At 55.5% G+C, this 13444-nt stretch carries 11 protein-coding genes; 4 read left to right on the top strand and 7 right to left on the bottom strand.

What is annotated here, in order from left to right:
* Positions 1 to 64: 64 nt before the first annotated feature.
* Entirely contained in the window at positions 65 to 400 is a 336-nt protein-coding gene (locus AC6T8Q_RS01970; RefSeq protein ID WP_500677493.1) for a hypothetical protein, read from the top strand.
* 71 nt (positions 401 to 471) lie between these two features.
* Positions 472 to 654, top strand: coding sequence for a hypothetical protein (locus tag AC6T8Q_RS01965; protein ID WP_500677492.1), 183 nt, complete (start codon positions 472 to 474; stop codon positions 652 to 654).
* A 29-nt stretch (positions 655 to 683) separates the two neighbouring features.
* On the opposite strand, the gene AC6T8Q_RS01960 is transcribed toward AC6T8Q_RS01965, so the two are convergent.
* From AC6T8Q_RS01960 to AC6T8Q_RS01940, 5 genes are all read right to left on the bottom strand, one after another.
* The gene (locus AC6T8Q_RS01960) at positions 684 to 1493 is read right to left on the bottom strand and encodes an META domain-containing protein (protein ID WP_500677491.1); all 810 of its coding nucleotides are present in this window, start codon (positions 1491 to 1493) and stop codon (positions 684 to 686) included.
* A 110-nt stretch (positions 1494 to 1603) separates the two neighbouring features.
* Positions 1604 to 2701: a hypothetical protein gene (locus tag AC6T8Q_RS01955; RefSeq protein ID WP_500677490.1), complete on the bottom strand. Its 1098-nt coding sequence runs from the start codon at positions 2699 to 2701 to the stop codon at positions 1604 to 1606.
* Positions 2702 to 3619, bottom strand: coding sequence for a hypothetical protein (locus tag AC6T8Q_RS01950; RefSeq protein WP_500677489.1), 918 nt, complete (start codon positions 3617 to 3619; stop codon positions 2702 to 2704).
* 1454 nt (positions 3620 to 5073) lie between these two features.
* On the bottom strand, positions 5074 to 5361 hold the full coding sequence (locus AC6T8Q_RS01945) for a (2Fe-2S)-binding protein (RefSeq protein WP_500677488.1): 288 nt from the start codon (positions 5359 to 5361) through the stop codon (positions 5074 to 5076).
* A gap of 45 nt (positions 5362 to 5406) precedes the next feature.
* Positions 5407 to 6597, bottom strand: coding sequence for a M20/M25/M40 family metallo-hydrolase (locus tag AC6T8Q_RS01940; protein WP_500677487.1), 1191 nt, complete (start codon positions 6595 to 6597; stop codon positions 5407 to 5409).
* Positions 6598 to 6875: 278 nt separating this feature from the next.
* Between AC6T8Q_RS01940 and AC6T8Q_RS01935 the strand changes: the two genes are divergently transcribed.
* On the top strand, positions 6876 to 9383 hold the full coding sequence (locus AC6T8Q_RS01935; RefSeq protein ID WP_500677486.1) for a hypothetical protein: 2508 nt from the start codon (positions 6876 to 6878) through the stop codon (positions 9381 to 9383).
* 814 nt (positions 9384 to 10197) lie between these two features.
* Here the strand turns inward: AC6T8Q_RS01935 and AC6T8Q_RS01930 are convergent.
* On the bottom strand, positions 10198 to 11553 hold the full coding sequence (locus tag AC6T8Q_RS01930) for a serine hydrolase domain-containing protein (RefSeq protein ID WP_500677485.1): 1356 nt from the start codon (positions 11551 to 11553) through the stop codon (positions 10198 to 10200).
* A 370-nt stretch (positions 11554 to 11923) separates the two neighbouring features.
* Here AC6T8Q_RS01930 and AC6T8Q_RS01925 point away from each other — a divergent pair, with 370 nt between their 5' ends.
* The gene (locus AC6T8Q_RS01925; protein ID WP_500677484.1) at positions 11924 to 12937 is read left to right on the top strand and encodes a S1C family serine protease; all 1014 of its coding nucleotides are present in this window, start codon (positions 11924 to 11926) and stop codon (positions 12935 to 12937) included.
* 107 nt (positions 12938 to 13044) lie between these two features.
* Here AC6T8Q_RS01925 and AC6T8Q_RS01920 read toward each other — a convergent pair whose 3' ends face one another.
* Complete coding sequence (locus tag AC6T8Q_RS01920; protein ID WP_500677483.1) at positions 13045 to 13383, bottom strand: hypothetical protein; 339 nt, start codon at positions 13381 to 13383, stop codon at positions 13045 to 13047.
* Between the last annotated feature and the right edge of the window lie 61 nt (positions 13384 to 13444).

The following is a 13444-nucleotide window of genomic DNA, read 5'->3' as shown; positions in this document are numbered from 1 at the left end:
TTTCTCAAACGAAATCCGGAATACTTCTTTGTGCTCTTAGTGCCCTTGGTGGTTAACTTTCATTATGTATCGCTTCCACCTAAACCTCTTCGGCTTCACCTGCACTTGGGAACAAGCTGCGGCGCAGTTGGAATCTTTGGAGCGCATGATCTTCGAGCCCGATGGCTCGTGGATTTGGTCCGGCGCGACCGATGGCCAGCAGTGGCACGTGAATGGTCATCTGTTCGATTTCGCACAGCAACTTCACCGCGTGGAACTTCATGGCTGGTGCCCATCGGATCAGTTTGATCGCCTGCTCACCTGCTTCGGTTGGCCCGAAACCGCGATTTCCTTCGAAATGGTTCGCGAAGGCCTGCAAGTCTCCGAAAATGAATTCCGCACGGCCATGACTTCGGCATGACGAGTGCACAGAAGTTTTCTATAGCCGGTCCGCCACGCGGTCCGGGAAGTCCAAGATTTAGGAGACCCCCGATGAGTCACGCCGATCCCAACTCCCCCGCCACGGGCGACATGTTCCGCTGCGAAAAATGCGATTTCGAAGTGCAGGTCACCAAAGAATGCGAATGCGAAAAGTCCTGCGCGGAGCTCAAGTGCTGCGGCCAAGACATGAAAAACGTCACGTCGCTCGAAGTGCCCAGCTCGGTAGGAAATTAAACTCTGCCGGCAAGTAAGTCACAGTGAAGTTACTTCGTCGCTGTAAATTCCGCCAAGACTTGATCGGCTGAATCCAGCAACTGTAATTTGCCATCTGCGCTTGTGGCGCGCGTAGCTTTTTCAAACGCCTGAAACAACTGCGACTCAACCTTCATCGCCTCCGGCGGGCCGGCCATCATCGTCGAACCGATCGGGCCAAAGAGTTTCTTATCGTCCGCGGCAACTTTGCCGAAGAAGCGATTCACGCCCCCAAAGCCCGCCAAGCTGCCGTCTTCGTTGATCGTAAGAGTTGGCGTCTTGATCTCCGCAGGAATCGCCTCGCCAGACAAACTGTGCAAAACCCACTCGCCGGTAAGCGCAGGCTTCGCCGGTGCCTTAACGAACTTCATAAGAACCTTTCCGTGGCTATCCAGCAACTCGAGCTGCTCATCCGTAGGGTTACTGGCTGTGGCTTTTTCCAGGGCTTTGAAAAACGTGCTTTCAATCTTCATCGCCTCCGCTGGGCCGGCCTTTCGAGTTGAGCCGATGGGGCCAAACAGTTTTTTCCCATCAGTGGCCAACTTACCAAAGAAGCGGTTCACGCCTCCAAAGCCCGCCACGCTACCGTCCTGTTTGATCGTCAGGGTCAGAGCCTTAACGCCTGTGGGAATCTTTGCCTCGGCAAGTTCCTTCACGATCCACTCGCCGGCGAGTGGATCGTCTGGCGTATCGGCTTTGCGGATCATTTCTTTTTCATCAGCCGCCATCGGCTGGGAATCCTCTGGCTCGGCGTAAGAAAAAGAAACAGCCAAGGTTGCCAACACACAGCCAACCAGAGCAGTCTTAACCATCAATCGCATCGACAAGTCCTTTCGCGAAGAGAATCGATCCCACCGCGATCATTCTGGCGAAGTTGCTGCGATTTGGGAAGCGAAATAGGCGAGCGGGCATTTTATATGCTCGGAACTTTCTACCAATCAAGGCCAAAGCTCGTGCTCAAGCCCGTAAACGTTAAATTGTCCGTCACGCTGCTGTTCCAGTATTGCGTTTCAAACTGGCATCGCAGACGAACGGTAAGCCGACGATATCGCTTTAACAATTCCAGTCCGATATTTCCTTCACTAATCCAAAGGTCGTCGTTGATGTCAGACCCTGACTGAGAAAAGTTGTTTTCGATGACTTCTTGCGCGAGGTAATGCACTTCGGCATCGACAATTGCGAAATCATATTTCGAAGGGATATACGAAGTTCTCACTCCGGCAATTAGCCCTACTTCATATTTGTTTCTTTTCAGTAGCGATCGCTGGTATTCACTGAATGCCGAAACACCCAAGCCCGATTCCGAATCCATCTCAAGTTGGCGTCTAACCTCTGTATAAAACAGAGAATACTCAGGGTTGTTCGGTGTGTGGTTGATCGTTCGAGTTGAAAAAGACGTTGATTCACGACTTGCTGATCGCAGTCCGGTCCCAATCAAAAAGGCCGAGTGATCATTGGTAAACTGCTGATAAAGATCGAAGTCATAGTTTTCAACATCGAAATCAAAGCCACTAAGACTATTTGCGAAAACAAGTTCTCCAGGGAACGTTTCATTAGACACCGCGATATCGGAAGGAATTTGGCCGGGATTGAGCTTGCGGTCGGGGTAATAAGTCCAATCAGAGTCCGCAGGATTTTTATAATTCCAATACCGTCCTCGAATGCCGAAGCCTGATTCGCTTTCCCAGCCTAATTGAAAGCGGGGCGTTACGATGTAATCGTTGTCCGCTTGAAATGATTTGCTAGAAATGCTCAGTGCGAGAAAATCGATTTCAGAATAAACCTGACCCCGGTTCAAGAACTCGGTGAGCGTATCCCCCGATCCCGTGAACAGCATCGGCGTCCAGAGTGCATTGTCCGCTTCAACTTCGATATCAGTCGTGGGGAGAGCTTCAGTCACCGCCGCGTTCTCTTCAACGCTGGGAACCTCCAGCAACGGCTCAGCAACTTCTTGACCGAAGAGGTTACAGCTCGGCGTCACTCCACATGCGGCAACAAGCGCCAATAGGTAGGCTGTTCTTCTTGTCATTTACCACGTCAGCCCTAGCCGCACGGTCGAGCCCAGGAAATTTACGTTCTCCATGTCGGTTGGCGACCACGTTTGGGTTTCCATGAGATATTGAGCGACGAACGAACAACGCTGAAACCTTCGTTCGAACTCAACACCAAAGGCGGCCTCACCGACGTTCAAATTGCCGTCCAGCTCAACGCCAGGAAAATCCGAGTCGGTCACAGTACCCGTCGTCATTGCGTATCGTCCCCGCGTGATGAGTGCCCAGTCGACGCGGTCCGAATGATAAAAGCGATGCCGTCCCTCGGCAAATACGCTCACCCCGGCCCCGATTGTTTCCATCGTCTGCGTCAGCCCGGGACTGATAAGCGAGTACTCAAGCCCCGCTCCGCTCACCCCCGCCCCGACAAGAAGTGAACCGTTTTCGAAACGGAAATTTCGATACAGATCAAAATCAAACCGCGCGGCCGTCGTTTGCATGCTCAGTGGCGTCGGCCCTGTCAGCGGATCAAACAAAGCTCCTTCGGCTTCGATTCCCCAGAAACGAGTGCGCACGCCGAAGCCCGATGCCGCTTCCCATCCCAGATACACTCGCGGCCCGACGCCCCCGGTATCTTCTTCCAGGTTGAGAGCGCCCGTGGCAATCGTCGGTTTGAATATCGTCAGTTCAACACCCGAGTACCAAAAGCTGTCGTGGCACTGCTGAGTGCAAAAGTCGCAATCACACGGCACGATGTCCTCGGTGTGCTGCGCTTGATGCACCGCCGGAGGTCCCCCTTCCAGCACCGTATCGATGCGGTCAACACGTTCGGCGGCCTCAAGCGAGGCGATCCGCCGTTCGAGATCCGAATACGCAAAATCGAAGGTCTGCGCGCGCAGCCACGGACTCGCGCAGTTGAGCAAAAAGAGAAAAAGGGCGCAACGAAAAAACGACATCACAGCTTCTCGCCGGTTGCGGGGAATGGCCGGGAGCACAAATTTCAGGCCCCCTCATACAGGGGTGGTCAATTAGCCGCAAGGGCAAACACACCGCTAGCATGCCAGCCGGGGCACTTAAGTCTCCGCACTAAAGGGGTTGGTTAGCGATCAATAAAACGAAGGCCGGGAATGCAATCGTGATCATCTTTGAAATACAATGCCACTATGAAAAAGCCACTTTGCCAAGCTATTTCCTGTTCTTGTCTAATTTTGACCATGCTATTTCTTGGATCATGGGTGCGTAGCTATTTTTGCGTTGATTATTTAGTGAGAGAATCGAGCCACTCGTACCTTACTTTATATAGCCTACGAGGCATCTTCCCAATTCGATTAATAGCATGGGAAGAAACGACTCGTCGTCCAATCAGCTACCAATTTCGAACCATCAACAATCCAGTACAAGAAAAACCAGCGCACCCTAGAACCCTTGGATTCAACTTTGAAACAAAAGATTGGGGAGCGACCATGACTTGGACGCTCATTTGTATTCCCCATTGGTTTTGTGTGATGCTTTTCGGTTTTCTGGCCGTAGCGACAAGGCCCAATCCCCGATGGCGATATAGCACATACGAGGCATTGCTTGTCGTGACCTTATTCGCACTAGCAATTGGCGCGTGGGTCGTTTTTACACAATCCATCGGAGTGCCTTTTCATACTCCACTATTTGGTTAAATGATACTCGCAAAACTAAAGTCACTATCTATCTTGTTGTAAGTTCCAACAAACGATTAACGCTCGATTCACTCGCCACGGCGTTTCTGAAGCAAGCATTTCTCCGCGCCCTCCATGCCTCCGTGGTTTAATCCCTTCCCCCCTGGCCAAAAATTGTTGTGGCGAAGCGATTTTCAATCGCGATAATGGTGTTCGCCCTTTGGTAGGCATGTTCTTTGACAACCAGAAAACTCAGTAGGGACTTTTGGAGCGCGCTCTTCGTGCGTTTCGTCCAAAAGTCGACTCGTTTTGGAGCGGGCGAATGTCGCAAGCGATTGAATGATCAGCACTTGCAACGTCACCACGTGACAAAACCCAAGAGTTTCGTCACCAAAGTTGGGACCCCAGCGCAGAAGCAAAAAATCAGCTTGGCGTTGCTGAGGGGGTGCAAACCAAGCAAAGCACGCAAACCTGGCAAAGCTGAAGACGAGGACGATAGGACGGTGGACTGTAGGACCGTGGACGCTGGGAGTGAATTACGAGCCGGAGACTCGTGCCACACGGAAATGAAAAATTCACAACTCGCAGCAATCGAAATAGACCCCGACAAGTTCGACAAGTTGGAAGAGTTGGAAGCCTTGAATTGAGAACAACAAGCAATCGGAGGCTCGGGTTCCAAGTGGCAGGCTAGATTCTTCGGTCGCCTAGGCTCTCTCAGAATGACGCGGGATTGCTAGCGCCTAGTAGCTAACTTCTAATCGCTATTCCTCCACCGGCGTGGCGCCTGGTGGGGGCGTGCCGCCGCCGCTGCGAACGTAGTCGCCGCGGGCTTGGGCGTAGTCGGTTGACTCGGGGAGGTCGGCGGTGGCATTCGCGCGGCTGGCTTCAAACATTTTTTGGAGGAACGGCCGGCACCAGCCGCAACCGGTCCCCGCGCCGAAGCAATCGGCCAGTTGCGCAGCACGCTGCGGGCGTTCGAGTCGCAAGAAGTTGGCGACCTTGCGCTGCGTGACGTGAAAGCAAAGGCAGAGTTCGTCGTCGGGTTTCATGAAATGAGAGGTCGGAGATCAGGGGTCGGGGGTCAGGGGGAAGTATCAGAGATTGGTGACAAGTTTTAGGGCGACGCGGCGGGCGTGGTGGAATTCTACCAAATCCAACCATTCGGAGGTCGTATGAATGTTGTTTTGTCCGCAACCTAAGGTCACGGTGGGGATGCCGTGTGCTGTGAGCCAGTTGGCGTCGAGCCCGCCGTTGGAGATGTTGATCTCCGGCGTGAGTCCCACTGCCACGACCGCGGCCTTCGCGGTTTGGACACTCGGATCGTTCGTCGCGAGATGAAACGATTCGTAATCGAGTTGGCCCTGGATCGTGACTTCGCCATGCTCGCCGGAGCTGTTGCACACCTTTTTGGTCGCCCGGCGGAAGGCCTTTTCGATTTCGTCGATGATCCGCTGGCGAAACTTGGGATCGTGGGCCCGGGCTTCGGCACGGATGTTGACGTGATCGGTCACGACGTTGGTGGCCGTGCCGCCGGCGATGACGCCGACGTTGCTCGTGCCCCGTTTGCCTTGCTTCTCGATCAGGCCATGCCAGCCGTTCTCGACGAGATCGGCAATGGCCAGCGAAGCAATGGCGATGGCGCTGATCCCTTTTTCGGGATGCCCGCCGGCGTGGCTGGCCAAACCACGAATTTCAATGTTCATCCGGTAGCCGCCGGTGGCGCCGATGGTCAACTTCGCGGGGGATTGGCCATCGAAGTTGAACGCCATCGCCGGTTTGCCCAGCAGGTTCAGGCCGACGTGCCGCGCCCCGTGTAGGCCGATTTCCTCCTGCACGGTCCAGAGAAAGGTGAGCGGCGGATGGGGCAAGTTTTCCTGAAGTATCGTCAATGCCGTGGCCAGCAGCACCGCCACGCCCGTCCGGTCGTCGGCTCCCAAGCCGGTGTGGGCATCGGCAGCCACGATCCGCTTTCCCTTTTTGACCGGCCGTGCGCCGACGCAAATCGGCACGGTATCCATATGAGCTGAAAGCATCCGCCGCTCGCCGCGAACGGTTCCCGGGAGTTTAAGGACAAGGTTTCCCTGTTCCCCCTTGTGGACCGACTTGCGATGGGCCGAGTCTGTCTTGAAGGCACCCGGCGAAACGCCAGCGGCGAAGAGCTTCTCGCGAACGTACTCGGCCACGGGAGTTTCCTGGCCACTCCCCGCGGGGATGGCGAGCAGCTCGAGCAACAGCTGCTCGGCTTGGGCATCGGTAACAGCTGCGGGCTTTTGTTTGGTCTTCACGGTGATAATTCTTGTGTGATTTTTGCGTGTCAAAGTTCACCCATTTTCGCCTGCAAGCACAACCGGAGGCAAGATTGCCTAGTTACGCGAAAATTACCTGCCTCAACACAATCACCACCAGCATTGCTGGCAAAACCAGACGCAAGAGAACGACGCAGAATACCGATCTTATCTGAACGAGTGCATTTGTGTGTCGTGAACCCACACGGCCCCCACCCGGATTGGTGGCACAACGGCGGAAGCTGTGGCGCTGCGGTCCGCTCCGCACGACAGCTTGGATGGATCCATTTCCCGGGGCAGGAGAGAACAACGACATGCGGTGGGAACGACGCAGGCCGGTTTGGCCATTGATGGGGGGCATGGCTTGTCTGTTCGGACTGGCCGTTGCCGCGCCGTATTGTTGGCAGCATCCCGTTCTCAACGTCCACGAGCTCATCGAGCGCCGTCAGCTCGTTCGTCCTATCGAGCAACAAGCCTTGCCGGTGCGTGCGACGTTCGACATGGGCACGCTGCGCACGATGCATGCCACGCTCAAGAGGTTCGTCGAAGTCACCGAGTCGATCACTCCGCCCACGCCCTTGCCGGCACAGCCGAAGGTGATGGTCACGAGCGAAAACGATCGCCTCGCGATGCTCGAAACTCGAAATACCAAACAAGCCTTCTCGCTGGTGGAACCGGCTGCTGCGAAGTCTCAGCCCGTTCCCCACGTTCAAGAACCTGTCGTCACGATCACGCCGACCCCCTTACTACGGCAGGCACCGACGCTGCTGATCGAACGTTTGGAGAAACTCGCCCATCATCCGCTGGCCACCGAATGGGCCTCGGCGGTGCTCACCCGTGTTCGCCAACTCACCGAAAATCCGGCCACGCCCCCCGTGATCGGTTTGCAGATACTGGCCGAACTCAAGCAACTCGCCGCGGCGGGTCAGATTCGATCGCTCGAAATCTCGGATCCGGCCGTGCAACAGAATTGGCTGCAAGCCGCTCAAGGTTTGCAACGTCGGATTGGTATCTGGGAACTGCTGATCGAACGCGGCGGGGCCGAACCAATCACCCCCACAGTAGAACAAACCACCGACCTCATGCCGGTGATCACCGATATCGCTGCCCTCCTGGCGGGGACGGCCAACGGCGACGAATGGCGTGACTACCTGCTGCTCGATCAAGTGGCCGCCGCCGCGAGCGAAGGGGTCGCCTTCGATCACCTCACGCGGATGCGTTTGAGCCAGGAAGTCCTCTCGCGGCTGAACGATCCTCGTTTGTCGGACGAACAACGCACTTTCATCGCCGCCGAACCGCTCTCCAGTTTTTCGCGCGAACTGCAACCTTGGGCCGCGGGGCCGGTCGATCTCAATAAACTCCTGGCGATTGTCGAACGCTACGAAGCCGACAGCCGCATGCTCTACGCCGAAGCGATTGGCCAACTCTCGCAGCGGATGCAATGGTCGAACGATCCCAAGCTCCAAACACTTGCTCACGATTTGCAGCAGCAATTCCGCGGGGCGAATATGCGGATCGCGCTCAATCACGAGATGTTCAACCGCATGATCCCTAAGCAACCGAGCATCGTCGCGCCGGTGCGCGAACGCATTGCCGGCACGAAGGTCGAAGGCAACTCGAAGACCACCAGCGACGTCGATATCCGCCTCTTGCCCGCCGACGACGCTTGGCAATTGGTCCTGCGTGCCGATGGCCAAGTCCTGTCGAACACCCGTTCCGATACCTGGCCGGTGAAGGTTCGCAACGCCGCCCGCTATGAATATGCCGCCGAAAAAGTGATCACTATCGGCGAGGACGGCCTGGAGGTCGAACCGACCAAAGCCGCCGCCAATGGCAAACACCAATACCTTGGTGCCGAATCGAAATTCGACCGCGTGCCGTTCCTCGGCGCGATGTTCCGTGGTTTTGCCAAAAAGGAAAACCAAAAATCGCGTCCCCAAGCGATGGCCCAAGTTCGCTCGAAGGTCGTCAACAAAGCCTGCTCGCGGATGGATAGCGAAGCCGATCCGAAGCTTCAAAAAGTTGAGCAACGCTTTCACGATTTTGTCATGGTTCCCTTCGAGCAGTTGGCCCTCGCGGCCGAGCCGATCGACATGTTCACCACCTCGGATCGCGCGGTGATGCAATTACGGCTCGCGAATCTCGATCAACTCGCCGCCCACACGCCGCGTCCCTCGGCTCCTGCCGACAGCGTCGTGAGTGTGCAGCTGCACGAAACCGCGCTCAACAACGCCTTCGCTGGGCTCGACCTCGAAGGTCGGCGGATGACGCTGCCTGAACTGCACAAATTCCTCGCCGAGAAATTTGGCAATCCCGATGCCCCCATGCCCGAAGATTTCCCCACGCGTGCTCGCATCGAATTCGCCAAACACGATGCGGTCCATGTTTCTTTTGTCGAAGACCGCTTGGAGTTGGTGCTCAACATCCGCGAGCTGGGCCACGGCCGCGACAAGATTCAAAACTTCCAAGTCCATGCCTATTACCGTCCGCAACTCGACGGGCTGTCGGTGAATCTCGTGCGGGATGAAACGCTGCAATTCGCCGGGCCTCAGCTCAAAACCGGCGCGCGGTTCGTGCTGCACGGCATCATGGGCAAGGTCTTCTCGCGCGGCCGGGAGCTGCGCATCGTTCGCAAAACGCTCGAAGACGATCCACGCTTCGACGGGCTCATGGTGACGCAACTGGTGATCGACGACGGCTGGATGGCGATGGCCCTCGGCCCCGTCACGACCGACCGCACCGCCTGGCGGACGCCGAACTACGTTCTCGAAACCGAGATGAAGTAGTTGCGAGTTACGAGCATCGAGTAGCGAGCATTGAGTTTCGAGTTGGGTTTTCTTTGTGGCGGGTTCCTGGTTAGCCCCCGAGTCATTCTGAGAGAGCCTAGGCGACCGAAGAATCTAGCCAGCCACTTGGAACCCGTAACTCGCGGCACCTTGGCATTCTCACTTCAAGACTTCCAACTCTTCCAACTTGTCGAACTTGTCCGGGTCTATTTCGTTATTCGAGAGTTGTAAATTTTTTCACTCCAGTGTGGCACGAGTCTCCGGCTCGTAATTCACTCCCAGCGTCCACGGTCCTACAGTCCACCGTCCTATCGTCCTCGTCTTCAGCTTTGCCAGGTTTGCGAGGTTTGCTTGGTTTGCAACCCCTCAGCAACGCCAAGCTGATTTTTCTCTTCTGCGCTGGGGTCCCAACTTTCGCGCCGAAAGTCTTGGGTTTTGTCACGTGGTGATGTTGCAAGTGCTGACCATTCAAGCCGTTGCGACATTGGCACGTTCCAAAACGAGTCGACTATTGGACGAAACGCACGAAGAGCGCGCTCCAAAAGTCCCCGCTGAGTTTTCTGGTTGTCAAAGAACACGCCTACCAAAGGGCAAGCACCATTATCGCGATTGAAAATCGCTTTGCCACAACGATTTTTGGCCAGGGGGGAAGGGATTAAAACCACGGAGTCACGGAGGACGCGGAGTTTTGTCATTCCCGCGCAGAGCCTGCGCTGACGAACGTTGGCGGGCGGCAATCCAGAAACCACGGAGGTACGCAGGCTCCCGCCTAACTATGGGCACAAGTTCGATTGGCTGAAAAAAGCGTGTAAGATCATTCACGCGAAAATTTGATCGGAGGATCGAGATCGGTAATAGTTAATCCAATCACCTGAGATTGAGGATCGCGATCAATTAAAATCGCATTCTTCGACCCGACCATGTCGAAAGACAGCATGCCATTATCGGCCATGTTCAATTTCCCCAGACTTTTGGGGCCGTTCCAATCAATGACCGCTGCAAGAGAATCTTTTTCTTTACTCACCGTCATGGTTCGTCCGTTCGGATCACGGTAGCTACCCACGAGTTGTTCGGCAAGACTTGCGTTGACCGCCTTTGGGACCGTAATTTCAGCGTTTCTCCCAGCTAGGATTTCGCTGCAACCTTGTGCAACAATGTCGAAAGGTTCTGCGTTATCGCTGTTGGCTAGAATAAAAAGGCAGCTATCGGTTTCGGGGACTCGACGAATCAATGCAAGAAATCCCCGGACACTTCCTGTATGCTCGTGAATCGTATGGCCATCCTTATCGTAAATTCGCCATCCCAATGCATAGGCCTGCTGCCCCGCCGTCGTCATCTGAGCATAAGAGTCGGCAGAGATAAGTTTGCCTTTGGCGAGGGTGCGATCCCATCGCCACAGGTCGGCGAGATTGGTAACAAGCCCACCCATGCCTCGATATTGAAATCCGTACTCACCATACGGATGTTCTAGAGCCGTGCGACTTTTGCCATAAGTGGATGTTCCGGTCGCGACCTTAATTCCTTTGGGGCGCGAGTCGCCATTGAATCGACTCGCTTTCATTTGGCAGGGTTCAAAAATATTCTCTCGCATGTAAGTTGTGTAAGGCATTCCACTAGCGACGGCGATCACTTCGCTCAGTAAAGCGTAGCCTTGATTCCAATAAGCATGGTGTTCACCCGGTGGAGTTTGTGGGCCACCCTCTAAGAACTGTGGAAGGATGTCCGCAAGATCGGTTCCTCGGCCACGACTGTTATCTGGTGATATACCTGACGTGTGCTGCAACAGATGTCGGACAGTTATTCCGTGGCAATTCTCAGGCACGCCTTCCAAATACTTGTTAATCGGGTCATCAAGATGGAGTTTGCCGTCTTCGGCAAGTTTCATCACGGCAATGGCCGTAAAGGGTTTCGTACACGATGCCAACTCAAAGAGAGTTGTTACGTCGTGAGATTGTTTGCCGCTCTTGCCTACAGCGATGGCAGCGATGATTTTTCCATGCTCACCCGCAAGAACTGCTCCCGAAAATCCAGATACTCGTTCGGCTTGTTGCACGAATTCGACGAGTTGTTTGCCATTCGGTCCTATAGCGGTCAAGCCTTCGTAGGCAGCGGTGACATGATAAAGGCAAAGAACATTCCATACGATCAAGATTCTTAAAAACCGTGCCATGGCTCTTCCTAATAAGGATAAGTGGGTAGCAAGTGTGGTCATATTTTACTAGACCGACATAAAAAATAACAAGGTGGCGGATTCGGGGCAAAATTCTATTGGTGTTCAGAAACTGATGGCTGTCGGTTGCGAGGCATTGGGGAGGAGAGTATCTGGTCGGCGACACGATTCTCTTGGCCCCCACGTGTGGCTCGGCGGGGCCTTGCTTCACGCGGGGCTAAATTTTTTGTGGTGGGGCGATGGACCCTCGCAATATGAACGCCGCTCGGGAAGGTGAAGTGTGCCGGCTCGGTGCTTGCTTCACTCTGATTGTGGTCGCGCCTATTGTTTAAGGAGGACTTACGGACCAGAGCACAGCAGGACAATAACGATGGGACCACACAATTCCAAACTTTGGCAATTCGTTTCGCAGTCGCAGGAGGAGCCCACTCAGCCCGCGGCCCAGGGGCATCCCGTAAAGTCACAGAGTGATGCGGAACTCTTGGATGCCTACTCGCAAGCGGTGATTGCCGTGGTCGAGTCGGCGGCGCCGGCGGTGGTGATTATCACGGGTTTGCGGCAAGGTCGGCCCGCGGGTTCGGGGTCGGGGTTTGTGATTACGCCCGATGGGTATGTGGTCACCAACAGCCACGTTGTCGAGGGGCATGAAAGTTTCGTGGCCGAGACGGTTGATGGCGACCGTGTTGGCGCGGAGCTGATCGGCGACGATCCGGCCACCGATTTAGCGTTGTTGCGATTGGCGACCAGTGGTTTGGTTCACGTGCAGTTGGGCGATAGCGATGCCCTGCGACCGGGCCAGCTGGTGATCGCGATGGGAAGTCCGTTGGGGCTGCAATCCACCGTTTCGACCGGCGTGGTGAGCGCGATCGGTCGCAACATGCGCGGACGCGACGGGCGGTTGATCGACAAAGTGATTCAACATGCCGCGCCGATCAATCCGGGCAACTCAGGCGGTCCGTTGCTGGATTCGCGCGGCCGTGTCGTGGGCGTGAACACGGCGATCATTGCGTTTGCTCAAGGGTTGGGTTTTGCTATCCCAGCGAACACGGCGCAATGGGTCGTGACCGAGATTTTTCAACATGGGAGTGTGCAGCGGCGTCAGTTGGGAATTACGGCGACGACGCGGCGGTTGCCTCGGCAGATGGTCCGTGAGCTCGATTTGATTGCCGACACGGTGGTGGAAGTGATTGAAGTGGCCCGGCAAGGAGCGGCGAGTGCCGCGGGTTTGCGCGGCGGGGATTTGATCGCTGAAGTTAACGGACGGTTGGTGACCGACGTTGATGATCTGCACCGGTTGTTGGCGGCGATACCGCGTGAGATGCCGCTCGCGGTGACGGTGTTTAGGGGTACGGAGCGATTGGAATTGACTGTTCGCGAGGCGTGAGGCCACCCGTGCTGTGAAGGCACTGCTGGGCAAGCCAGCAGTGGCACCCATTTTCAGACAATGGCACCCAGGTTCACGCAGTGGCTGCCGTTTTTCGGAACGCGGCTTTAGTTTTGCGCGAGGGTGGTTTTGAATGCGCGGAAGAGAATTACGAGGGCGGCTGCGGCATCGATGAGGACCACAAAATTCGCGCTGGGATAAAACTGAGAGCCAATCGTGAAGGAAACAATCGCAGCGTAGATCAACAGATTGAACTGGATCACGAGCTCGTGCTGCTGCCGCGCGAAGAGGGTCAATGTCGCACCCAAGCCGATCACGGCCATGGCCGAGGCGAGCGGGATCGTCGCGTAGAGCTGGGCGGCGAGGACCGTCGCGAGGCCGATGCCAATGAGAATGGGGCCGCGGAGGTCGGGCGTGGAATCAGTTGAAAATTGTGTGCTTGCCATAATCCCATTGTGATTGGGATTATGGCAGTGGCAACTGGTAAATGGTTGCGCGCTAAGCCGG

The sequence above is a fragment of the Bythopirellula sp. genome, assembly GCF_041737835.1.
In the GTDB taxonomy this organism is placed as follows: Bacteria; Planctomycetota; Planctomycetia; order Pirellulales; family Lacipirellulaceae; genus Bythopirellula.
The sequence above is the reverse complement of the archived record's forward strand: the minus strand, read 5'-3'. Positions and strand labels throughout refer to the sequence as shown.